The organism is Sagittula stellata E-37, from assembly GCF_039724765.1.
GTDB classification, from domain to species: domain Bacteria; phylum Pseudomonadota; class Alphaproteobacteria; order Rhodobacterales; family Rhodobacteraceae; genus Sagittula; species Sagittula stellata.
Window position 1 is genome coordinate 3,177,464 of record NZ_CP155729.1, and the last position, 21,611, is coordinate 3,199,074.

Genomic DNA, 21,611 nt, shown 5'->3' on the forward strand with positions numbered 1-21,611 from the left:
GCCTTGCCGCACCGCGGCGCAAGAGGGGTTTGCAAATTAATTTTTTGGCAAGGCCAGATTTGCAAACGCTCCGGCTTAATCCGTCATTAACGCCGACAAATTATTCGGTTGCGGAATGACCCGGGTCAAGGAGCCCAACATGTTCGACAGATCCGAGCGGCCTGCGGGCGCGCTTGCGCAAAGCCTCATGGCGCGCCCCGACTGGATGATCAGCCAACACCTCGATCAGCTCGACCGGGAGATCAGGACCCTCGGCTGTCTCACCCTGTCCCGAAAGGCATGGAAGCCCTGCACAATCGAGACTCTTGACCGGACGATCGTGCTTCGTTCCGTCGAGGACCTCGAAACCGCGATGCTGGCACAGGCCGACGACGACCACGCCCGCGGCATCGACCGCACCCTCCGCGTCGTCACCAAGGCAGAGGCGATTTCCGAAAAGCGCATCGACGGCGTTGTCATCACGGCACGCAAGATCGACGACTTCTTTCCGGCCCCTCCCATGCGGACCAACCTGCGGCTGACCCGGTGCAGCGACGACTGGCAGGTGTCGCACATCGTCGTCCGTGTCTCGGCCGAGAGTTGGGCCTTCACCAGCCCGTTCCTGGCAGATCGCTGAGGGTCTCCGTCCGGCCACGCAGGTCCGTGGGCCGCGCCACGCCAAGCTGGCCGATGGCTGCCACAAGGTCGCGGCGCAGCATCTCGGTCAGGTGCGCCGGGCCATCTTCGCCAAGCGCGCAGACCGCGTAGTGCCAAGCGCGCCCCATCATGATGAAATCCGCGCCAAGCGCGATGCCCCGCAGCATGTCCAGCCCCGAATCGAAGCCGCTGTCGGCGATCACCGGCAGCGTCGTGGCGGCGCGCACCTCCGGCAGCACCTCGGCCACGGCGGGGGCCGCGTCGAACTGGCGCCCGCCGTGGTTCGACACCCAGATGGCATCGACGCCCGCCGCCTCAAGCCGCGCCGCATCGGAGGCGCGCATCACCCCCTTGACCACCAGCGGCCCGTCCCAGTGGTCCCGGATCCAGGTCACGTAATCCCAGTCCGGCGCGGTGCGCAGCAGGTAGCCCACATGCGCCGTCGGATCGCGGGTGGAAAGGTCGGTCGTGTACCGGTCGAGCGTCTTCATCCGCGGCATTCCCGCCCGCATCCGGGCCAGCGACCAGGCCGGTCTCAGGACGCATTGCGCGGCGATCCGGGGCGTCAGACGCGGCGGCTGCACCAGCCCGCCTTTCACCTGCGCCTCCCGCCGCGACGCCACCGGAACGTCGACGGTCAGCACCAGCACGCGGAACCCGCTGTCCTGCGCGCGCGCCAGCATGTCGAGGCGCACGTCGACAGCGCGGGGCGGGTAAAGCTGGAACCAGCCCTGCCCCCCGGTCAGCGGCCCCACCTCTTCGGGCGTGGCCGTCGCCACCGTCGACAGCGTGTAGGGCAGACCGGCCTGCGCCGCCCCCCGGGCCAGCATCGCCTCCGCGTCCGGCCACAACAGGCCCGACTGCCCGACCGGCGCCACCCCGAAAGGCAGCGGATGCGGCACGCCCAGCAATTCCGTGGCCAGGTCCGGCGTCACCTCTCCGTCAAGGATCGACGGCACAAAGCCGATCCGGTCCAGCGCCGCACGGTTGCGCCGGGGGGTCGCGCCCGTCCCGGTCGCCGTGTCGAGGTAAGCCCAGGCAAAACGTGGCACGCGTCGCCTGGCCCGCTCTCTCAGGTCGGCGACGGTCATGTATCTCTGCTGCGGTTCCATGTCCCATGTCTCGCCCGAAATCCGCGCGTCCGCCAGACCCCGCCGCATTCTCCGAAAATGTTCAGTTTTTTTTAAGCGCGATAGCCGAGGCTCTCCGCCAAGCGTTCCCGAACCCCGGAGTAGACCATGCACGCGATGCTGTTGGACAGTGACATCCCCCGCCTGGACCGCCTCCAGATCGCGTTTCTGGAAGCGGGCATCCACGTGACCGGCTCCGGCAGCCTCTCTGTCGCCGAGTGCTGCCTGCGCCGGGCCGTGGCCGACGTGCTGCTGGTCGATCTGGACACGGCGGGCGCCTACCTGCCTGAGATCGTGACACTGGCAGAGCGGCGCAATCCCCGGCTGGTCACGCTTTTCCTGTCGGACGCCGTCTCTGCCGCCACCGACCGCTGGTCCGACCGCTTCGCATCGCTGCACTGCGTGCTCGAAGGCGTGTCGGAGGCCGGGCTGGTGGCCCGCATGGCCCGCGCCTCGCTTGCCGGTCGCGCGCGGTGTTCGGAGGTCGCGCAGAAGGCCGCCGCAGAGGTCCGCGCCGCCGCCGACCAGAACGCCCGCCACCGGGCAGAGGCCGCCAGGTCTCCGGTCGCGACGCCCCAGGCCGCCGTCCCGCCGCAGCCCGCCGCAACCACGCAGCACGACATGCCGCACGCCGTGCAAGAGGCCCGTCATGACCCATCGGTCGCCGCGCGCGAGGCACACCTGAAGCAGCAGACCGCCGCCATGCGGACCACCCTCAGTGCGCCGCCGCGGCCCGATGCCCTATCCGCGCAGCGGTCCGCAGCCCCATCTGAAGACCTCCAAAGGACCGCGCCCCCCGTCGGCCCCGCGCTCAAGCCCAATGAGTATCCCGCGATTCGCATGCATCCCGCGCTGGCGGCCCAACGCGCCGCCGAGGCACAGACCCGCACCGCCGCCGCCGACAAAGCCCCTCAGGAACAGGCCCCGAAACCTGCGGCCCAGCCTGCGCTTGCCTCGATCCAGCCACTGCGGGCCCAGACCGCAGCCGCCGCCGTTCAGCCGCTGCGGCCGCAAACTGCCCCCACGCCCGCCCCCGCACATGCCCCTGCACAGGCCCCCGTAGCGGCGCCCGAAGAGACACCGCGCCCCGTCTTCCAGACTTCGCGGCGCAGGCTCGGCGTGACCTCCGGCGCGCTGATGTCCGCCTGAACAAAGAAAACACGCGGAACACAAGGCGAACACACCTTCCCCTTCCGGCGCCCCGGCGTTAGATTGGGGCAATGAGCAGCTACGACGAATTCGACGCTTTCGAGGCGTCTTCGCTTTCCGCCCGCGCGATGGCCGCGCGCCCGAACCCCTATCTGGACGAGCTGAACCCGGCCCAGAGGGAGGCGGTCGAACATCTCGACGGGCCGGTCCTGATGCTGGCCGGCGCCGGCACCGGCAAGACCAAGGCGCTGACCGCCCGGGTGGTGCACCTTCTGAACACCGGCCGCGCCCGCCCGAACGAGATCCTCAGCGTGACCTTCACCAACAAGGCCGCGCGCGAGATGAAGACCCGCGTCGGCAAGGTGCTGGGCCAGGTGGTGGAGGGGATGCCCTGGATGGGCACCTTCCACTCGATCTGCGTGAAGCTGCTGCGCCGCCACGCCGAACTCGTCGGCCTGAAGTCCAACTTCACCATCCTCGACACCGACGACCAGCTGCGGCTGCTCAAGCAACTGGTGCAGGCGCATGGCATCGACGACAAGCGCTGGCCCGCACGCCAGCTTGCCAACATCATCGACGGCTGGAAGAACCGCGCGCTGACACCCGACAAGGTGCCCGCCGCGGACGCCGGTGCCTACAACCACAAGGGACCGCGCCTCTACGCGGAATACCAGGACCGCCTGAAGGAGCTGAACGCCACCGACTTCGGCGACCTGCTCCTGCATATGGTGACGATCTTCCAGACCCACCCGGACGTGCTGGAACAATACCAGCGCTGGTTCCGCTACATCCTCGTGGACGAATACCAGGACACCAACGTCGCGCAGTACCTCTGGCTGCGTCTCCTCGCGTCGGCGCACAAGAACATCTGCTGCGTGGGCGACGACGACCAGTCGATCTACGGCTGGCGCGGCGCAGAGGTGGGCAACATCCTGCGGTTCGAAAAGGACTTTCCCGGCGCGCACGTGGTGCGCCTGGAACAGAACTACCGCTCCACCCCGCATATCCTCGCCGCCGCCTCCGGCGTGATCCGGGGCAATTCGAACCGGCTCGGCAAAGAGCTCTGGACCGATCGGGAAGAGGGCTGGAAGGTCCGCCTGATCGGTCACTGGGACGGCGAGGAGGAGGCCCGCTGGGTCGGCGAGGAAATCGAATCGATGCAGAACGGCACGCGCCGGATGCGGCCGTTCAGCCTCGACGAGATGGCGATCCTTGTCCGCGCCTCACACCAGATGCGCGCCTTCGAGGACCGCTTCCTGACCATAGGCCTGCCCTACCGCGTCATCGGCGGCCCGCGCTTCTACGAACGGATGGAGATCCGCGATGCCATGGCCTACTTCCGGCTGGTGATTTCGCCCACGGACGACCTCGCGTTCGAGCGGATCGTGAACACGCCGAAGCGCGGCCTTGGCGACAAGGCGCAGCAGACCATCCAGCGCATCGCGCGCGAGAACGGCGTACCCCTTGTGGACGGCGCCGCGCTGGCCATCGAACAGGGTGCGATCAAGGGAAAGGGTGCAAAGGCGCTCGGCCAACTGGTTACCGACCTCGCGCGCTGGGGCCAAAAGATGCGCGGCCCTGTCCGGGAGATTACTGAAGAAGTGGGCAAGATGGCTGCTGCGGGCGAGGCCGAGCAAATTTTTCGGATTGAATATGGAAAGCCGGAGATATCGCACATCGAACTCGCCCAAGAGATCTTGGAAGAGTCTGGCTACATCGACAGCTACTACCTACCGAAAAAAGATCCGGATGATCCAAATGAACAGCGAAAATTGAAGGATGCAGAGGCTGGCGGCCGGCTGGAGAACCTCAAAGAACTGGTCAAGGCGCTGGAAAGCTTCGAGAACCTGCAAGGTTTCCTCGAACACGTCAGCCTTGTCATGGACAACGATACCGACGAATCCGGCGCCAAGGTCTCGATCATGACGCTGCACGCCGCCAAGGGGCTGGAGTTCCCCGCCGTCTTCCTGCCGGGCTGGGAGGACGGCCTCTTCCCCTCGCAACGCTCCATGGACGAAAGCGGCGTGAAGGGGCTGGAGGAAGAGCGGCGGCTCGCCTACGTCGGCATCACCCGGGCCGAGGAGTGCTGCACCATCAGCTTCGCGGGCAACCGTCGTGTCTTTGGCCAGTGGCAGTCGCAGATGCCTTCGCGCTTTGTCGACGAACTCCCCGAAGAGCACGTGGAAGTCCTGACGCCGCCGGGCCTTTACGGCGGGGGCGGTTTCGGCGCGGCGCAAGGCGGCTTCGGCGACACTTCCTCGACGCTGGAAACCCGCGCGTCAGAGGCGAATGTCTACAATTCGCCCGGCTGGAAACGGCTGCAGGCGCGGTCGGGCGACCGCCCGATCAGCCAGCCGCGAGAATCGAAGACCCAGGTGATCGACATGCAGGCGGTTTCGGCCTTCACCATCGGCGAACGCGTGTTCCACCAGAAGTTCGGCTACGGCACTGTCGACGGGATCGAGGGCGACAAGCTCGAAATCGCGTTCGAGAAGGCCGGGACGAAGAAGGTCGTGGCCCGTTTTCTCTGCGCCGCCGACGACGTTCCGTTCTGACCTGACGCCAATCCGCAGCGTTGCCGCACAGACCCGGGGCGCCCGGGGGCCGAAATCCGCGCACCCCGCGCGCCGCCTGTTCGCAAGCGTCGCGCAGCGTGCTATCCCGTTGTCATCGCTTACGTTCAGGGAAGTCCCGTGCTCTGCAAGACACCGCTCCGGATCGCCGCCGCGCTGGCCCTATGCCTCTCGTCCGGCCCCTTGGCCGCGCAGGATCCGGTGGTCAACTTCTCGCCCGAAGACGCGGAGATGTCCGCCGCCATCGAAGAGGCGCGCAGCCATCTCGATTTCGTGCTGGCCCGGCTGACAACTGACGACGGCGGGCTGCACCCGGCGCTGAACCTCAAGGCGCGGCTGCCGGTGGATCACTTCGACGTCGATGACGAAGTCATATGGGTCGAACACGTCGCCCTGTCCGAAGACGGCAGATTTACCGGCAAGCTGGCCAACGATCCCGCCTACCTTCCCGGCCTGTCGCTGGGCGACACCGTCAGCTTCGAACGCGACCAGATCGCCGATTGGTCGGTGTTGTCGACTGACGGGCGGATGTATGGGCACTACACCACCCGCGTGATGCTTCCGCACTTGTCACGCAGTGAGGCGGAACAGGTCGGTGACCTTCTCTCCCCCGATCCCATCCCCGAAGCCTGGCGCTAGGCAAAGGGGTTTCCTGCAAGATTCACGGTGTTTCCTGCAGGAAACGCCCGAGGCCAAGGCATCTCGCGCCAGATTTACGGCCTCGCCTTCTGCAGCGCCAGCTTCTACCTTGACCGCAGCGCTTATAAACGGACAGCTTGCGACACCATGGAGAAACTCACCGTAACAGCGGCCCGCATGGTCGCCGCCGCCCGCGATAGAATCCCTGAAATCGGCACGGCCGAGGCGATCGAGATGCACAAGGATCCCGACGTCGTCTTCGTCGATATCCGCGATATCCGGGAACGCCAAAAACTGGGCCATATCCCCGGCGCCGTACACGCGCCGCGCGGCATGATCGAATTCTGGGTCGATCCCGAAAGCCCATATCACAAGCCGGTCTTCGCGCAGGAGGGCAAGCAGTACATCTTCCACTGTGCCCACGGCCTGCGTTCCGCGCTGACCGTCGCGACCTTGCTGGACATGGGATTCGACGCCGCGCACCTGCGCGACGGCTTCTCCGACTGGGTGAAGCAGGGCGGGCCGGTAGAGACCGACAGCTGATGGGGCTGACACTGGCTGCCTTCGCCGTCCTCGTGCCGGAATACGACGCGGGCATTGCCTTTTTTCGTGACGTCCTCGGGTTCGAGCTGAAGGAAGACACCGACATGGGCGGCGGCAAACGCTGGGTCCGGGTCGGGCGTCCGGGCCACACGACCGAGATCCTGCTCGCCCGGGCGGTGGGCGACCAGCGCGACGCCATCGGCCAGCAGGGCGGCGGGCGCGTCTGGCTGTTCCTGCGCACCGACGATTTCGCCCGGGATCACAAGGCCTTCACCGCGAAGGGCGTGGTCTTCGAAGAAGCGCCGCGCCACGAACCCTATGGCACCGTCGCCGTTTTCCGCGACCCCTGGGGCAACCGCTGGGACCTGATCGAGCCGACGCCGCCCGCAGCCTGACCACCTGTCAATTCTGTCAGGTGAGGGAAAACCTGACTGCCCACGTGCTCCGTCCCGCGCGACAATACCGGAATGGAACACTTTGATGGCATGGCCGTTGCGGCGACGGAGACATTCGTACCCGCCCGGCTCCTGGACTTTCTGTTGAGGCTCGAAGCGACCCGCACCACTGACGCGGTCTGGGAGCTGTTTCTCGATCTTGCCCACGGGCTGGACCTGAATGTCGTCGAGTACGTCTACTCCGCCGACTTCCGAAACTGGGAGCAGGCGCAATTCATCCGAACGACCTTCACCTCGGACTGGCTCGACCGTGTGCGCGCCTATCCCCACATCCGCGATACCTCGGACTTCCGGACTCATGGTTGCCGCTATCTGACGCCGCTGAAGATCGGCGCCGCCTACCTTCCGTCGATGGGCGAGATTTCCGCTGACAAGCGGCGCCACGTTCTTTTGGCGGCGGAACATGGTCTGAACGCCGGGGTCGCCTTTCCGTTGCGCATGGGAGACCCGGGTCACGCCGCGCTTATCACCTTCGGCGGCGACCACAGCGCAGAGGCCTTCGATGCGCTGCTGGCCCGGCACGGCTGGACCCTGCACACCGCCGCGCTGGCCGGGCACGCGCGCTACGCGGAGCTTTTCAAGACTGAATTCATCGAGCGCAACCAACTGACCGCAAAGCAGAAAGAGCTTCTGTGCCTCATCGGCCACGGGATGATGGACAAGCAGATCGCGCACAAGCTGGGGGTATCGTTTTCGGCGGTCCGCCAAAGGCTCGCGTCGGTACAGGCCAAGACCGGCGCGCAGAACCGGGCCGACCTCGCGGGGCTCGCCGCCCGCATCGGTCTGGTTCCCGATCCCCTGCTCAAGGCGCATGGCGACGACCTGACCGTCTTCGTCTGCACCGGCGACGGCCCGACCGGAACAAAGGCGTTCCCGCCCCGCCAATGCGCCCCCGAAGCGGCGGAATGACCTGCACCGCCCGGGCGCGACCTGGCGTAGGGCGGGGCTTCGCGCCGCCCCCTTCACAATTTTCGGCAGGCCCCGATTTTTCCGCTTGCGCCCCTCCCGCGGAAGCCTTAAACGCCCCCCTACCATTTGGCACGCGGGCGTAGCTCAGGGGTAGAGCATAACCTTGCCAAGGTTAGGGTCGGGCGTTCGAATCGCCTCGCCCGCTCCAAGTGGCCGGACACCGGATCAGCGCCATGGCGCACGTCGGGGTCCAGATGACAGACTGGTTCGCGGGCGTAGCTCAGGGGTAGAGCATAACCTTGCCAAGGTTAGGGTCGGGCGTTCGAATCGCCTCGCCCGCTCCAGTCGTCGATCTTTAAGCACCGCAGCACGCAACGCAACGGCGACACCCGCCGCGCTTTCCGCGTGCGCCCTCTTTCCGCGCGTCCCCTGCCCGCCTATAAGGCGCCGACCAGCAAGAGGACGACCGATGCGCCGCGCCACCGTGACCCGCAAGACCGCCGAGACCAGCATTTCCGTCGAACTGAACCTCGACGGCAGCGGCACCTACGACAACCAGACCGGCGTCGGTTTCTTCGATCACATGCTGGACCAGCTCTCTCGGCACTCGCTGATCGACATGACGATCCGGGCCGAGGGCGACCTGCACATCGACGACCACCACACGGTCGAGGATACCGGCATCGCCATCGGCCAGGCGCTGGTCAAGGCGCTTGGCGACAAGCGTGGCATTCGCCGTTATGGCGCCTGCCTGCTGCCGATGGACGACAGCCTCGTGCGCGCCGCGCTCGACCTGTCCGCACGGCCTTTCCTCGTATGGAACGTCGATCTGCCCAGTGCCAAGATCGGCACCTTCGACACAGAACTGGTGCGCGAGTTCTTTCAGGCGCTCAGCACGCATGGCGGCATCACGCTGCACGTCGACAAGCTGCACGGCCTGAACAGCCACCACATCGCCGAAGCGGCCTTCAAGGCCGTTGCCCGTGCCCTGCGCGAAGCGGTGGAACCCGATCCGCGCAAGGGCGACGCGATCCCCTCGACCAAGGGCGCGCTCTGATCAGGCGACGGCGGGCAGGCGGCGGGCACGGTCCCGCCGTAGCCACCATTCCATCAGGATCACGTTGGGCATCCAGGACGACCACGCCGTGATGACGTAGATCGTCTCGAACCCCACGAGCGGCACGAACAGCCCGAGTTGCAGGCGCAAGGACACCGCGCCAAAGGTCATCGCCGCGGAACGCAGCATCCAGACCCGGTGTTCGGCGATCCGGCCCGCGCGGGCCAGCCAGACCGCCCGCGCCGTGCTGCCCAGCCACATCACGGCCAGCAAGCCAAAGCCCCAGGACGCCACCGGTCCGGCGGAACTCCCTGGCGCCAGCCACAGCCCGCCCAGCCCCGCCAGCAGGACCGACAGGGCGTAGACCCGCCCCGTCCATCGGTGCAGCGCAGGACGCCGCGCCCGCAGACTTGGCCAGAACTGGAACGGCATGACCGCCAGCGCCACCGGTGCCAGAAGGATATGCGCGTAAAGTGCCACCGCCCCTCCGTCCAGGTGATGCGCCATGAAGGGCATCGCCTGCGGCACGCCAAATGCCAGGAACCGCCAAGACGCCAGCGCCACCGCCAGCGACAGGACCGCGATCAGGATCGTCCGTGCCTTCGTCATCATCTTTCCCCCGATGAACTTTACACTGTCAAGATGAATCACGATATGACCCAAAACTTGACACTGTCAAGTCATCCGGATACGCCGCCGGCATGAACACCAACGACAAGACCCGCCACCACCACGGCAACCTGAAACCGGCGCTGGTAGAGGCCGGGATCGCACTCCTGAAGGAAGGCGGGCTGGACGCGCTGAGCCTCAGGAAATGCGCCGCGCGCGCCGGTGTGTCCCACGCCGCGCCCGCCCATCACTTCGGCAATGCGGACGGGCTGCGGCATGCCATCGCCGACGAAGGCTTTGCCCGGTTCGAGAAGGCCATGCTTGCACACGCAGACGCCGGGCCGCAGACGCCGCGCGACCGGCTGCGCGGCATCGCGCGCGGCTACCTCGCCTTCGCCCGGTCCGAGCCGGCGCTCTATGACCTGATCTTCAGCTTCCGCGATGCAGGCCCCTTTACCGAGACCGACCGAGGTGCCTCTGCCGCCTACCGCGTCCTGCGCGACACCTGCGGGCCGCTCGTCCCTCCCGGCACCGACCCGCTGGTGATCGAAACGCAGGTCTGGTCGCTGTGCCACGGCTTTGTCCTGCTGCAGATGACGGGCCGCTTCGGCGACGCCCTGCCCGACGACGCCGCGATCCTCGCGCTGCTCGACCACGTCGGCCGCGATCCCCAGCCCTCTTGACGCCTGCGCCGTTTCGCGCGACCTCCGGGGCGCGCACAGGAAAGGACCGCCCATGCTCACCGCCATCATCGACTACGAAAGCGGCAACCTGCACTCCGCCGAAAAGGCCTTCCAGAAGATGGCCGCCGAAACCGGCGCGGGTTCGGTCGTGGTGACCTCCGATCCGGAAACCGTCGCGGTGGCCGACCACATCGTCCTGCCCGGCGACGGCGCCTTCCCCGCCTGCGCGGCGGCCCTGCGCGCATCGGGATGTTTCGAGGCGATGGTGGACGCCGTCGAAAACCGCGGCCGCCCGTTCCTTGGCATCTGCGTGGGTATGCAGCTCATGGCGCAGGAGGGGCATGAGTACGAGGCGACGAAGGGGCTGGGCTGGATCGACGGCTCGGTCGAGCACATCGCCCCGTCCGACCCGGCGCTGAAGGTGCCGCACATGGGCTGGAACGATCTGTTGATCGACACGCCTCACCCGCTGCTCGACGGGATCGAGACCGGCGAACACGCGTATTTCGTCCACTCCTACCAGATGCGGATGCTGGCCCCCGGCCAACGCGTCGCGCATGTCGATTACGGCGGCGACGTCACCGCCATCGTGGCGGACGGCACCAAGGTCGGGCTGCAGTTCCACCCGGAGAAAAGCGCGGGCGCCGGGCTGCGCATGATCGCCAACTTTCTGAACTGGCGCCCGTAGTCACGCCCCCGGGCGTCTCAGTTGACCCGCGTCCAGACCTGCCCGTCGCAGACCGGCCCCTTGCAGCCGGTGACCTCAAGCGTGTTGCCGCTCAGGCGCGCGCTTGCCCGTGCGGTCACGTCCAGAAGGGGCACCCAGACCGTGCCGTCCTCGTAGGCGCCGCCGCCCTCGGGTTTCAGATCCCAGAACAGCCGTTTGCCCACGTTGGGGGTCGTCACCTCCTGCCCGGACGCGTCGAAGGCCTTCGCGACCGTGCCGCACAGCGCACTGCCGCAGCGGGTGACGTCGATATAGCTGGTCAGGTTCTTGCGGTCCGGTTCGGTGCGCCACATCCCCTCCATCGGGTCGGCCAGTGCCGGAGCGGCCAGCACACAGGCCATGGCGGCATACATCGCGGGTCGGATCATGGTGAACTCTCCCTCTCTGACTGGAACGGCTTTGCCCGTTACATATGGGTTCTTCAACCGTCAGGAGAAGTCAGACAGCCGCCGTGCCAGCAAGGACCTGCCTACATGTTTCCACTACTTCACCCGCGCCCAGGTCTGCTTCTTGCAGATCAGGCCGCCCGCGACGCAGCCCGCAAGCTGCAGACGGTCGCCCGCAAGGTCCATCTTGCCCATGAAGATGCGGTCCTTCGACGGTTGCCACACCTGCCCCTTGTACTTGCCACCGCCCTGCGGGGCCATGTCGATGACCAGCTTGCGGCTGATGTTCGGCGACTTGTATTCGCCCGACGCGTTGAACGTCCGGCTGATGACACCGCAGAACTTTGCGCCGCAGGGCGCCATCGTCACATGGGCATACGATCCCTCGTCCGGCTGCGTCTGCCAGACACCTTCGACCGGGTCCGCCTGCGCAGCCGCGGCGAATAGCCCCAGTGCGGCAACATATGCCAACAATCTCATTGTCTTGTCCTCCCTCTTGCTCCATTCGACTTGACGCGTATGGCGGCTTTCGAACAAGGATGACGTTGGGTACGCCTTATTTTAGTGGCGTGACGTCATAACAAGCGGGTCCACAAGACCCCTGGACCAGCGGGCCTTGTCCCACCGGCAAGATTGAGAAGGGCAGTCGATGATCCTGTATCCGGCGATCGACCTGAAGGACGGAAAGGCCGTGCGGCTCCTGCGCGGCGACATGGACAAGGCGACGGTCTTCAACGAAGACCCCGCCGCGCAAGCCTTGGAATTCGTGGCCAAGGGCTGCGAATGGCTGCACCTCGTCGACCTGAACGGCGCCTTCGCGGGCCAGCCGGTCAACGGTGCCGCGGTCGAGGCGATCCTGTCCCAGACCGGCACCCCCGCGCAACTGGGCGGCGGCATCCGTGACATGGCCACGATCGAGGCATGGCTGTCCAAGGGCCTCGCCCGCGTGATCCTGGGGACGGTGGCCGTGGAAAATCCCGCGCTGGTGCGCGAGGCGGCCCGCGCCTTCCCCGGTCAGATCGCCGTGGGCATCGACGCCCGCGACGGCAAGGTCGCCACGAAGGGCTGGGCCGAAACGACAGACGTGGACGCAACGGAGCTTGCGCGCAGCTACGAGGACGCGGGCGTCGCGGCCATCGTCTACACCGACATCAACCGCGACGGCGCGATGCAGGGCCCGAACGTGGAGGCGACAGCCGCCCTCGCCCGTGCCGTGCAGATCCCGGTCATCGCCTCCGGCGGCGTCTCCTCGATCAAGGATCTCCGCGCGCTGCGCGACTGCGGCGCCAAACTGAACGGCGCGATCTCGGGCCGCGCGCTCTATGACGGGGCCATCGACCTCAAGGAAGCGCTGAAGGTCCTGCGCACCTGAGCGTCGTGTGAAGCGGCCCGTTCCCGTCAAACGACCCGCGACACACATGCGTTGCCCGCACGAAACACGGCACTGGCGGATCGCCCACTGACGTCCCTTTTTCGGTTCGAAACGGACCTTAGCCCGGATGTCACTCGGCCGGCATGTCCGACGCCTTCTCCGTCAACGCTTTCAACGCGTCGACAATTGGCTGGATACCCTCCACATCGTCGTCCACGTTGACGGAATCGAGCATCGGCACGACTTCCTGATACAGGAACCACGTGCTGCCATCGTCCTTGAACGCCAGGACCCGCAGGGGCAGCACCAGCCCCGCGCGCATGTTTTCCCTCATGACGGGCGTGCCCAACTTGGGGTTGCCGAAGATCAGCAGTTGCGCATCCGTCAGTTCCACGCCCAGATCCTTGGCAGCGGCGGCGTGGTCGATGCGGGCAAAGACCGTGCCGCCGGCCTCCTCCACCGCCGCCTCCAGCCGGTCCATCGCTTCGGGCACGGTGCCCTTCGCCTTGACCCAGTTCAGGTTCTCGTCGGCTGTCGCGCACAACGGCAGCAATGCCATCGCCGTGGCCATCAAAAGTCTCATGTGGGATCTCCCTGGTCAGCTCCACCAGATCAACACCGCTTCTGCCATCCCGGTTCCGCCGCTCCGGGCCTTATGATGCCATGGCACGAATTCAACCTCAGGCGGTCCCGGCCTGCGGAGCACCGCGCAGTCTGCACCCCCATTTCGGCGAGCCCGCGCCGGTCCTGTCGCCCCCGGTTGCGTCCCGCCGCCATGGCCCACAGGTTAGCCCCATCGCAGCGCCGGTCCGGCCGGCGCACTCGCAGACCAATACGACGGAGACCCAACATGACCATCCGCAAATCGATCCTCGGCACCGCAGCCATCCTCGGCATGGCAGCCGCTCCGCTGGCCCCGGCTTTCGCCCAGGAGGCGAACACAGCCCCCACGGACGCGCCGATGACGCAGGAGGCACCGGCGACCCAGACCGCAAGCTTCACCGACGCACAGCTTGAAAGCTTCGTCACCGCCGCCATGGCCATCGTCGAGATCCGCCAGGACTACACCGCGCAGATCCAGGCCGCCGAAGGCGAGGACGCCATCACCGACCTGCAGCGCGAGGCGATGACCGAAATGCAGGCCGCGATCACCGAGACCGACAACCTCGATGTGGAAACCTACAACGAGATCGGCGAGGCCCTGCAGACCGACAAGCAGGTCGGCGAGCGCGTCGCCGCGCTGATGGAAGAGATCCGCGCAGCCGACGCGCAGGACACCGAAGGCGAGGGCTGACGCCGCTTCCCCCAAGGCATGACAGCCTGACGCCTTCGACGCGCCGCCTCCCCCCGGAGGCGGCGCTTTTTGCGTTTCGGATCTCGCCTGTCCGCCGCACGCGATCTGGCAGAAAAACCGCGCCCGCCGCCGGCTGTTCACGACGATCTTTGCAGCCTCTTCCCAACATGAGCTTTTCGCGCTAACCCCCGAAGCATGTTGAAGACGCGTATCATTCCCTGCCTCGACGTGGCCGACGGCCGCGTTGTCAAAGGCGTCAACTTCGTCGACCTCGTCGATGCGGGCGACCCGGTGGAAAGCGCCCGTGCCTACGATGCTGCCGGCGCGGACGAGATCTGTTTCCTCGACATTCATGCAACCCATGAGAACCGGGGCACCATGTTCGAAGTCGTGACACGCACGGCGGAACAGTGCTTCATCCCCCTCACCGTCGGCGGCGGCGTTCGTACCGTCGGTGACGTCCGCGCCCTCCTGCTCGCGGGCGCGGACAAGGTGAGCTTCAACTCCGCCGCCGTCGCCAATCCCGACGTCGTGGCAGAGGCCGCCGATCAGTTCGGCAGCCAGTGCATCGTCTGCGCCATCGACGCCAAGACCGTCGCCCCCGGCAAATGGGAACTGTTCACCCACGGCGGTCGCAAGCCCACGGGCATCGACGCGGTGGAATTCGCCACCATGATCGCCGCGAAGGGTGCCGGGGAAATCCTGCTGACCTCCATGGACCGCGATGGCACGAAGGCCGGGTTCAACCTGCCGATGACCCGCGCCATCGCCGATGCCGTGGACATCCCGGTGATCGCCTCCGGCGGCGTCGGCACGCTCGACCATCTCGTCGAGGGCGTGACCGAGGGTCATGCATCCGCCGTGCTCGCCGCCTCGATCTTCCATTTCGGCACCTACACGATCCAGGAGGCCAAGGCCCACATGGCCGCCGCCGGGATCCCCGTGCGCCTATGATCTCCGACGGCTCGGACGTCACGCTCCGCGAGGGCGAGACCGAGCACACCGCCTGCAACTGCTGCGGCAAGCCGACAACCGTCGTGACCGGTTACCTCGACGTGGGTGCGCGGTCGGTGGGGTGGTACTCCGTCGGCGTGACGCTGGATGCGCCGAACCACCGCCCGCTCTGCCGGCTCTACATCGGCGACTGGTCGCAGTCCGCCGGTCCCCGCGAACGCTGGGGCGTGCGCATCGGCATCACCACAGACGGGCCGCTCCTGCTCGACTGGTCCGAGGCAGAGGATGCGGAAGCCCGCCCGGTCTTCACGCCCCTCAACCGCAGCCAGATCGAAGGCACCCCGATGGAGCCGCAGTTCTGGACCCTTGTCGAACTGATCCTGAAGCACGACAGCCGCCTCTGACCGCCCCCTTGGCCGCTCGTCCGGCCGCCTCCGAAAGGACTTCCCATGACCCTCGAAGAGCTCGAAACCATCGTCGCCGCCCGCGCCAAGGCCTCGCCCGACGAGTCGTGGACCGCCAAGCTGCTGGCCAAGGGTCCGGAGAAATGCGCCGAGAAGTTCGGCGAAGAAGCGGTCGAAGCGATCATCGAAGCGGTCAAGAACGATCCCCAGAAACTGGCGTCGGAGGCGGCGGATGTCCTGTTTCACCTGCTCGTCATGCTGCACGCCCGCGGGGTCACGGTGGCACAGGTGATGGACGTACTGGCCGCCCGCCAGTCGCAATCGGGTCTGGCGGAAAAAGCCGCGCGCGGGTGAACCTGGCCCGCGTCCCTGCCCGGTGTCCCTGCCGCAGGCCCTGACAGCCACCTCCGACACGCACCCCACCCCCGACGACGACCGGCCCACTGCGACATAGCCGCCCGTTAACCACGTTTCCTGCCCCTCCCGGGCAAAAGGTTACCAACCGGCCGGTTCGAGGGGTCGAACCGGCCGGTTCACCCCTTACAGCGCGTCAACCTTTGTGAAGAAACGGCAAACGACGGCCCGCGGACGGGCCGAACGCCACATCATCTGGCCATCGCCCGCATGCTCAACCACCACGCACGCGGGTCGAACGCGGCGTTGACGGGACGGTGGGCGGGGCGCTTTTGCGCCTGCGCAAACAGCGCCGGTCCCGTCCCTATAGCTTCGAAGAAATGATCCCGGTGTTGAAGCCACCCATGCGCAACTCCCCGAAAAGGCGCTGGTATTCGATCTTGGGACAGAGGTTCATCACCACGTCCACGCCCCTCGCCTGCGCCATCTCCGCCGCCTCCGGGCTTTCCACGCCGATCTGCATCCACACTGTCTTCAGCGCGGGAAAGACCTCCAGCGCCTCCTCGACGATGGGCGGTACATGCTCCGACCGTCGGAAGGCGTCGATCATGTCCACTTCTTTCGGGCAGTCTGAAAGGGTGGCCCTAACCTCCTGACCGAACAGCTTTTTCCCGGCGTGACCCGGGTTGACGGGGATCACCTTGTATCCCTTCAGCGACAGGTAGCGCGCCACGTAGTAGCTGGGCCGGACCGGGTTCATCGACACGCCGACCACCGCCACCGTCCTGGTGCGGGTCAACACGTCCTTGAGGAATGAGTCGTCGTATCTCATGACCGCCACCGTACGCAGCCTTCAGGCAAAGAAAAAGCGCCCGGGATAGTTTCCCGGGCGCAAGTCACGGAACGAGGGACAGTGAAGGTCTCGCGGGAGTTCCGGTCCCGCGATCCTGATAAAGAGATAGGCGCAAAAGACACAGGTTAAAGGGTAGTAAATAAAATGTGAGCCTTTTCGCTTGACCTTGGCAAAAAGCCTACTCCGCCGGCGCTCCCGCCGGTAAGGGAACGTCAATGCTTTCGTGCAGACGTTCCGACGGGTCCTGCCCCAGGACCCTGCGGCGCCGGTTCAGGAACAGCTTGCCAAAGCCCTGCCACGTGCCGACCGAAGGCGCATCCACATCGCAGGGAAACCTGTCCCGCCAGCCCGGCGGCAGCGCCACGGCGCAGGCTTCCAGCCGTTCCAGCATCCAGACCAGCGGTATGTTCGCCAGGGGGCGCGCCGCCTGGAAACTGCCGATCTGCCCACCGACGTCGCCATGTGTGCCGCGGAACCAGACCTGCTCCATCACGCCCCTCCAGTCCGGCGGGCGCTCCCACATCACCGGCGTGAAGGTCACCCGCGTCTCGTCCAGCGCCAGCGCGTGGAACCCGTGCCGCACCGAATTGCCAAGCGCGTGGTTGTGAAAGGCGTGGCTCGGCTCCGTCACCCGCCAGAGCAGCGGCAGTTGCAGCCCCAGCGCCTTCACCGTGTCCCATACGCCCACCATCTCCACCAGCGTCACATCGTGGCAATGCAGCCGTGCGAAGTCGTCCGCCGTCTCGCTGTCGGGCGCGTATTGGTACAGCCGGTACGCTTGCGTGATGTTCCGTTCCGTGGCGAACTCTGGCCGCAGCAGCCCCACGCGGTCGATGATCCCCGCCAACGACCGTGCGGCATAGGCGCCGCGCGAAAAGCCCAGAAGGAAAATGCGGTCTCCCACCCGGTAGCGCGATGCGAGGTAGCCGTAGGCGCGACGGATCTGCCGGTTGATCCCCCGGCCCGACACCACGTCCCAGGTCGACATCCAGGCTTCCCACTGTATGCCCGCCTCGTAGTAAAGCGAGGTCCGCCCGACTTCTTTCAAGAGCTTGTAGGTCAGGCCCGCGTTGCTCTCCATCCCCGGTTCGAGGGTGGAAGCCGTGCCGTCCAGGATGATGATGTGATCGCGCGGCCCGCGCCGCGGCTCATACGGGGTGTAGCCGGTTGCAAAGCGCTTGCGGACCCAGCCAAGGACGGTGTTGGCGATCTGTGTGCCGATCATCTCCGGCCCCCGGCCCAGGGATCCCGCCAGACGCGCGGCAACAGGGCAAAGGCCAAAGGCCCACCCTGTACGCCCGTTTCGTCATTCAGCCGCGATCCGATCATTCTCCAGCATCGACCAGACACGCATCGGCGTGAATGGCATGTCCACTTGTCTGATTCCCCGTTCCCACAACGCATCCTGCACCGCGTTCGACACTGCCGCCAGCGCGCCGACCGTTCCGGCCTCGCCGCAGCCCTTCATTCCCATCGGGTTCGCCGTCGAAGGCACCGGCTCCGTCTCGAAACCGATCTTGGGTATGAGATCGGCCCTCGGCATCCCGTAGTCCATGAACGTTGCCGTGAGCAGTTGCCCGTTGCCATCATAGACGACGTGTTCGGTCAGAGCCTGCCCCAGCCCCTGCGCCACCCCGCCGTGCACTTGCCCCTCGGCCAGCATCGGGTTGATCAGGTTGCCGAAATCGTCAACCACCGTGTAACGGTCGCAGGCGACATGGCCGGTTTCCGGGTCGATCTCCACCTCTGCGACGTGGCATCCGTTGGGGTAGGACCGCCCCGGCAGCTTGGCCGTGGCCTGCCAGACAAGCAGGTCCTCGCGGCCGACGTCGCGTGCCATCTGCGCCACCTCCAGCATCGTGGGCGTCAGGTTCGATCCCTCGGCGCGGAAACGTTCGTCGTCGAAGGTCACTTCATCCGCCGCGACGCCCATCTCGCTGGCAAGGAACGCCGAGAAGCCGCCGACCATCTCTGCCACAGCCTGCAACGTCACGTTTGTCTGCGTCGTCACCGATCGCGATCCGCCGGTGCCCCCGCCCGAAGCGATGCGGTCGCTATCGCCCTGCACCACCTCGATCTTTTCCGCCGGAATGCCGGTCTGGTCGGCAAGGAACTGGCGGAACACCGTTTCGTGCCCCTGCCCGTTCGACTGGGTCCCGACGTAGATCAGCGCACCGTCACCAACAAATTCCACCTTAACGTCCTCATGCGGCTGCCCGAGGATAGACTCGATGTAATAACAAACCCCCAACCCGCGAAGCTTGCCCTCGGCAGCACTGGCCTCACGCCGGGCGGCAAAGCCCGCCACATCCGCCGATGTCTCGGCCCGGCCAAGCACGCGAGCGAACGCGCCCACGTCGTACGATTCCCCGGCCACCGTGGTGTAGGGAAACTGCTCCGGCTTGATGAAGTTGATGCGGCGCAGTTCCATCGGATCGACGCCCAGTTCGCGCGCGGCCCGGTCCATCACCCGCTCCAGCACATAAATCGCCTCCGGGCGGCCAGCGCCGCGATAGGCATCCACCTGCGTGGTGTTCGTATAGAACCCTTCCGCCCGCTGATAGACCGTCTGGATATCGTAAACCCCTGTCAGGACGCGAGAAAACAGGAACGACTGGATCATCTGCCCGAACTGGGAGTTGTACGCGCCAAGGTTCGACCGGGTGTGGGACCGGTAGGCCACGATGCGGTTGTCGGCGTCGAAGGCAAGCTCTGCCAGCGTCACGAGGTCCCGGCCCGCGTTGTCGGACAGCATCGCCTCGGTCCGGTCGGACATCCAGTGCACCGGTCGGCCCAGCACCTTCGCGGCATGGGGAAGAACAAAGTACTCCGGGTAGGCCATGCCCTTCATGCCGAAGCCGCCGCCGACGTCGGGATTGGTGGTGCGGACCTTCTCCGCCTCGACCTTGTAGGCGCGCGCAAGCTCCTTCTTCATCCCCCAGACACCCTGCCCGCCGAACGCCAGATGCATCCGGTCGCCGTCCCATTCGGCGAAGGCGCCACGCGGCTCCATGGAATTCACGATGATCCGGTTGTCCCCGACTTCCAGCGACACGACCTTTGCCGCCGCCTTGAAAGCCGCGTCGGTGGCCGCCTCGTCGCCCATGCCGTAGTCATAGGCGCGGTTGTCGGGCGCCTCCGGGTGGATGGCCTCTCCGCCTGCGCCGATCTCCATGTGGGCAGGCAGGTCGTCGTAGTCGATCTCGACCAGTTCGGCGGCATCCTTCGCCTGTTCCAGCGTGTCGGCGACGATCATCGCCACCGCCTCTCCGACGAAGCGCAGCCGACCCTCCGCCAGAAGCGGGCGTTTCGGCGCGGCCCCCTTCGTGCCATCACGGTTGGGCGCGCAGGTGTAGGTCATCCGCGCGTCCAGACCCGCCTCTTCCAAGTCCGCCTGGGTGATGACGGCATGCACGCCCGGGGCCTCCAGCGCGGCAGACACGTCGATCCCCTTCAGCACCGCATGAGCTACGGGCGAGCGCAGGAAGTAGGCCCTGAGCGCGCCCTCCGGCACGATGTCATCGACGTAGCGTCCCTGACCGGTCAGGAACCGTGTGTCCTCGACCCGCCTGACCGACTGGCTCTTGCCGAACTTTTCCATGGACACACTCCCTTGCGCTTGCCGGTTTGCCCCGGACCTTAGCCTTTGCGGGCGAAGTGTCCAGAGCAGGCCGGTCAGCGCATGAGCGTGACGATTTTCCGTGCGCCGTAGCCGTTGAAACGGGTCACGAGGGCGGTGGAATAGGCACCGCAGGCATGGAACAGCAGATAGTCGCCTTCGGCCAGATCCTCTGGCAGGGACACCTGGTCGGACAGCCGGTCGAGGCTGTCGCAGGTCGGGCCGAAGACGGTGTTCGCCACGGTTTCGCCGTCGCGCCGCGTGCCGTCCTGCGCATAGGCCGTCAGCCGCTGCGACGGGGACAGGTCGCGCCATTCGGACAGGCCGCCGTAAATGCCGTCGTTCAGGAAGACCGCGCCGTCGCAAATCGCCTTGACCTGAAGCGCCAGTTCGAAGGCCTCGGCCACCATCGCGCGGCCCGGCTCGCAGACCAGAGCGGGGGCATCGTCACCGAAAGATGCGCGCACGGCGTCCCGGATCGCGTCAAAGATCACCTCCAGGTCAGGTTCCGGGTCGTTGCGATGCGCGGGGAAACCACCGCCGACGTTCAGACGGTGCAGGGTCACGCCCGCCTCTGCCGCAATCCTCGCCGATGCCGCGATATAGGCCACCCAGGCTTGCGCGTCGCGGCATTGGGTGCCGGGGTGGAAGGTGATCGACGGCACGCCGCCCCTATCCTTCACCGCCCGCAGGAGCGCCACGGCCTTCTCAGGTGCCGCGCCGAACTTCGTCCCGAAGTCATAGACGGCCCCCGCCACCGGCAGCTTCAGGCGCACGGCAATCTCGGCGCCCTCGATGTCGCCCAGCTTCTCCAGCTCGCTCATACGGTCCACAGACCACGACACGACGCCGAAGGCGCGCGCTGCAGCAACCTCTGCCTTCGAACGGACGGGGTTGTGGTAGTGCAGCCGTGCCTTGGGGTCCACATCGCGCACCAGCGCCATTTCCTCGGGCGAGGCAACGTCGAACGCCTGCAGACCGGCACGCGACAGCGCCTCGATCACCACCGGGTCGGGGTTCGCCTTCACGGCATAGGTCACCTCTCCGGGGAAACCGTCGATGAAGCGGCGCGCCATGCGCGTCAGCCGCTCCGGATCGTAGAAAAAGACCGGCTCGTCCGGCAATTCCCGGGCCATCCACTTCGCCGGGTCACTGTAGAAGGTGTCCTGTACAACCATGTGTTCGTGTCTCCTGCTCGCGTTCCCCGAAAATGCACCCACGCCCTGCGATTCATATGGGCAGGACGGACAGAATGTGCCATTCTT

At 66.3% G+C, this 21,611-nt stretch carries 24 protein-coding genes and 2 tRNA genes; 17 read left to right on the forward strand and 9 right to left on the reverse strand.

Annotated features, from left to right (window positions below; genetic code table 11):
- Positions 1-139: 139 nt before the first annotated feature.
- Positions 140-616: a hypothetical protein gene (locus ABFK29_RS15050; RefSeq protein WP_040604187.1), complete on the forward strand. Its 477-nt coding sequence runs from the start codon at positions 140-142 to the stop codon at positions 614-616.
- Here the strand turns inward: ABFK29_RS15050 and ABFK29_RS15055 are convergent.
- Positions 588-1,748, reverse strand: a complete 1,161-nt coding sequence (locus ABFK29_RS15055) for an alpha-hydroxy acid oxidase (protein ID WP_050772365.1) — start codon at positions 1,746-1,748, stop codon at positions 588-590. The two genes, ABFK29_RS15050 and ABFK29_RS15055, sit on opposite strands and share 29 nt — an antisense overlap.
- Before the next feature lie 126 nt (positions 1,749-1,874).
- Here ABFK29_RS15055 and ABFK29_RS15060 point away from each other — a divergent pair, with 126 nt between their 5' ends.
- From ABFK29_RS15060 to hisB, 9 genes are all read left to right on the forward strand, one after another.
- On the forward strand, positions 1,875-2,915 hold the full coding sequence (locus tag ABFK29_RS15060; RefSeq protein ID WP_005856271.1) for a hypothetical protein: 1,041 nt from the start codon (positions 1,875-1,877) through the stop codon (positions 2,913-2,915).
- A gap of 71 nt (positions 2,916-2,986) precedes the next feature.
- Entirely contained in the window at positions 2,987-5,470 is a 2,484-nt protein-coding gene (locus tag ABFK29_RS15065) for an ATP-dependent helicase (protein ID WP_005856273.1), read from the forward strand.
- A 138-nt stretch (positions 5,471-5,608) separates the two neighbouring features.
- Complete coding sequence (locus ABFK29_RS15070; RefSeq protein WP_005856275.1) at positions 5,609-6,127, forward strand: YegJ family protein; 519 nt, start codon at positions 5,609-5,611, stop codon at positions 6,125-6,127.
- 147 nt (positions 6,128-6,274) lie between these two features.
- Positions 6,275-6,670 carry a rhodanese-like domain-containing protein gene (locus ABFK29_RS15075; RefSeq protein WP_005856276.1) on the forward strand — a complete coding sequence of 132 codons (396 nt, stop codon included), beginning with the start codon at positions 6,275-6,277 and terminating at the stop codon, positions 6,668-6,670.
- The gene (locus ABFK29_RS15080; protein ID WP_005856278.1) at positions 6,670-7,065 is read left to right on the forward strand and encodes a VOC family protein; all 396 of its coding nucleotides are present in this window, start codon (positions 6,670-6,672) and stop codon (positions 7,063-7,065) included. The genes ABFK29_RS15075 and ABFK29_RS15080 overlap by 1 nt, the downstream gene beginning before the upstream one ends.
- 72 nt (positions 7,066-7,137) lie before the next feature.
- Positions 7,138-8,034 carry a helix-turn-helix transcriptional regulator gene (locus ABFK29_RS15085; protein ID WP_005856280.1) on the forward strand — a complete coding sequence of 299 codons (897 nt, stop codon included), beginning with the start codon at positions 7,138-7,140 and terminating at the stop codon, positions 8,032-8,034.
- 133 nt (positions 8,035-8,167) lie between these two features.
- A tRNA-Gly gene (locus ABFK29_RS15090) sits at positions 8,168-8,242 on the forward strand.
- 61 nt (positions 8,243-8,303) lie between these two features.
- Positions 8,304-8,378, forward strand: a tRNA-Gly gene (locus ABFK29_RS15095).
- A 125-nt stretch (positions 8,379-8,503) separates the two neighbouring features.
- Positions 8,504-9,091: an imidazoleglycerol-phosphate dehydratase HisB gene (hisB, locus tag ABFK29_RS15100; RefSeq protein WP_005856282.1), complete on the forward strand. Its 588-nt coding sequence runs from the start codon at positions 8,504-8,506 to the stop codon at positions 9,089-9,091.
- On the opposite strand, the gene ABFK29_RS15105 is transcribed toward hisB, so the two are convergent.
- Positions 9,092-9,700 carry a DUF2306 domain-containing protein gene (locus ABFK29_RS15105; RefSeq protein WP_232281517.1) on the reverse strand — a complete coding sequence of 203 codons (609 nt, stop codon included), beginning with the start codon at positions 9,698-9,700 and terminating at the stop codon, positions 9,092-9,094.
- A 92-nt stretch (positions 9,701-9,792) separates the two neighbouring features.
- On the opposite strand from ABFK29_RS15105, the gene ABFK29_RS15110 reads away from it, so the two are divergent.
- Together ABFK29_RS15110 and hisH are read left to right on the forward strand one after the other, a co-directional pair.
- Positions 9,793-10,383, forward strand: a complete 591-nt coding sequence (locus tag ABFK29_RS15110; RefSeq protein ID WP_005856285.1) for a TetR/AcrR family transcriptional regulator — start codon at positions 9,793-9,795, stop codon at positions 10,381-10,383.
- 52 nt (positions 10,384-10,435) lie between these two features.
- Positions 10,436-11,071: an imidazole glycerol phosphate synthase subunit HisH gene (gene hisH, locus ABFK29_RS15115; RefSeq protein ID WP_005856287.1), complete on the forward strand. Its 636-nt coding sequence runs from the start codon at positions 10,436-10,438 to the stop codon at positions 11,069-11,071.
- 17 nt (positions 11,072-11,088) lie between these two features.
- Here hisH and ABFK29_RS15120 read toward each other — a convergent pair whose 3' ends face one another.
- Both ABFK29_RS15120 and ABFK29_RS15125 read right to left on the reverse strand, forming a co-directional pair.
- Positions 11,089-11,478, reverse strand: a complete 390-nt coding sequence (locus tag ABFK29_RS15120; protein WP_157136401.1) for a DUF2147 domain-containing protein — start codon at positions 11,476-11,478, stop codon at positions 11,089-11,091.
- Positions 11,479-11,592: 114 nt separating this feature from the next.
- On the reverse strand, positions 11,593-11,976 hold the full coding sequence (locus ABFK29_RS15125; RefSeq protein WP_040604188.1) for a DUF2147 domain-containing protein: 384 nt from the start codon (positions 11,974-11,976) through the stop codon (positions 11,593-11,595).
- A gap of 169 nt (positions 11,977-12,145) precedes the next feature.
- Between ABFK29_RS15125 and hisA the strand changes: the two genes are divergently transcribed.
- Complete coding sequence (gene hisA, locus ABFK29_RS15130) at positions 12,146-12,868, forward strand: 1-(5-phosphoribosyl)-5-[(5-phosphoribosylamino)methylideneamino]imidazole-4-carboxamide isomerase (protein WP_005856292.1); 723 nt, start codon at positions 12,146-12,148, stop codon at positions 12,866-12,868.
- Positions 12,869-12,998: 130 nt separating this feature from the next.
- Here hisA and ABFK29_RS15135 read toward each other — a convergent pair whose 3' ends face one another.
- Positions 12,999-13,451, reverse strand: coding sequence for a DUF302 domain-containing protein (locus ABFK29_RS15135; RefSeq protein ID WP_050772355.1), 453 nt, complete (start codon positions 13,449-13,451; stop codon positions 12,999-13,001).
- A gap of 267 nt (positions 13,452-13,718) precedes the next feature.
- Between ABFK29_RS15135 and ABFK29_RS15140 the strand changes: the two genes are divergently transcribed.
- The 4 genes from ABFK29_RS15140 to ABFK29_RS15155 all read left to right on the forward strand — a co-directional run bounded on the left by ABFK29_RS15140 (position 13,719) and on the right by ABFK29_RS15155 (position 15,874).
- Positions 13,719-14,162 (forward strand): DUF4168 domain-containing protein, encoded by a 444-nt coding sequence (locus tag ABFK29_RS15140; RefSeq protein WP_005856295.1) that lies wholly within the window; start codon positions 13,719-13,721, stop codon positions 14,160-14,162.
- A 195-nt stretch (positions 14,163-14,357) separates the two neighbouring features.
- The gene (hisF, locus tag ABFK29_RS15145) at positions 14,358-15,116 is read left to right on the forward strand and encodes an imidazole glycerol phosphate synthase subunit HisF (protein WP_005856297.1); all 759 of its coding nucleotides are present in this window, start codon (positions 14,358-14,360) and stop codon (positions 15,114-15,116) included.
- On the forward strand, positions 15,113-15,520 hold the full coding sequence (locus ABFK29_RS15150; RefSeq protein WP_005856299.1) for a hypothetical protein: 408 nt from the start codon (positions 15,113-15,115) through the stop codon (positions 15,518-15,520). Before hisF ends, ABFK29_RS15150 begins: the two co-directional genes overlap by 4 nt.
- 45 nt (positions 15,521-15,565) lie before the next feature.
- Positions 15,566-15,874 (forward strand): phosphoribosyl-ATP diphosphatase, encoded by a 309-nt coding sequence (locus tag ABFK29_RS15155; RefSeq protein WP_005856301.1) that lies wholly within the window; start codon positions 15,566-15,568, stop codon positions 15,872-15,874.
- A gap of 364 nt (positions 15,875-16,238) precedes the next feature.
- Here the strand turns inward: ABFK29_RS15155 and ABFK29_RS15160 are convergent, their stop codons facing one another.
- The 4 genes from ABFK29_RS15160 to ABFK29_RS15175 all read right to left on the reverse strand — a co-directional run bounded on the left by ABFK29_RS15160 (position 16,239) and on the right by ABFK29_RS15175 (position 21,524).
- Complete coding sequence (locus ABFK29_RS15160) at positions 16,239-16,706, reverse strand: CoA-binding protein (RefSeq protein WP_005856303.1); 468 nt, start codon at positions 16,704-16,706, stop codon at positions 16,239-16,241.
- Between the two features lie 199 nt (positions 16,707-16,905).
- Entirely contained in the window at positions 16,906-17,952 is a 1,047-nt protein-coding gene (locus tag ABFK29_RS15165) for a DUF2235 domain-containing protein (protein WP_005856305.1), read from the reverse strand.
- Between the two features lie 81 nt (positions 17,953-18,033).
- Entirely contained in the window at positions 18,034-20,328 is a 2,295-nt protein-coding gene (locus ABFK29_RS15170) for a xanthine dehydrogenase family protein molybdopterin-binding subunit (protein ID WP_005856307.1), read from the reverse strand.
- A gap of 74 nt (positions 20,329-20,402) precedes the next feature.
- Positions 20,403-21,524, reverse strand: a complete 1,122-nt coding sequence (locus ABFK29_RS15175) for a type III PLP-dependent enzyme (protein ID WP_005856309.1) — start codon at positions 21,522-21,524, stop codon at positions 20,403-20,405.
- Between the last annotated feature and the right edge of the window lie 87 nt (positions 21,525-21,611).